At 70.2% G+C, this 516-nt stretch carries 1 protein-coding gene; it reads right to left on the bottom strand.

Annotation, left to right across the window (positions count from 1 at the left end; all coding sequences use genetic code 11):
* Nucleotides 1–516, bottom strand: a 516-nt coding sequence (locus tag ABD768_RS43040; protein ID WP_344850780.1) for a DUF222 domain-containing protein, incomplete at both ends; no start/stop codon positions are given.

Below are 516 nucleotides of genomic sequence, written 5' to 3'. Positions count from 1 at the left end.
GCGGCCGGCGTCGAGGAGGTCGTTGAGGTTGATGGTGACCGCGATGTGCGGCTTGATCCCGCCGCGGGTGGGCAGGTCGCCGGAGGCCAGGGCGATGTCGAGGGTGTCGATGAGGGCGTCGGCTTGGCGTTTGCCGCGCGACCGCGGATCCTGCTCACCCTCGTCGGTCTTATGCGGTTTCGCGCCGGCCTGCAGGACGGTCTGGAGTTTTTCGGCGTTCTCGCCGGCCAGGTAGCCGCCGAACTTCACCCCGTCGTCGGCCTTCTTCACCCAGACCTCTTCGCGGGCGCGGGCGGCGGCTTCGCGGGGTTCGGGGCCGTCGGTGTCGAGGATGTTGCGGACCTGTTCGCCCAGGCTGCGCAGGTCGCTAGGGTTCATGTGCCGGGCCGCCTCGACCATCGCGCCGGCGGCGGCGTCGAGTTCTTCGACGGGGATGTTGGCGCGTTGGGGGAGTTTCTCCAGCGCGGACACGATCGCGTCGGCCTGCGCCGACGACAGCACCACCGCGTCGTCGGA

Origin of the sequence: Kribbella ginsengisoli, from assembly GCF_039537185.1 — a bacterium.
Classification (GTDB): Bacteria; Actinomycetota; Actinomycetes; order Propionibacteriales; family Kribbellaceae; genus Kribbella; species Kribbella koreensis.
This window is presented reverse-complemented; position numbering and strand designations above follow the sequence as displayed.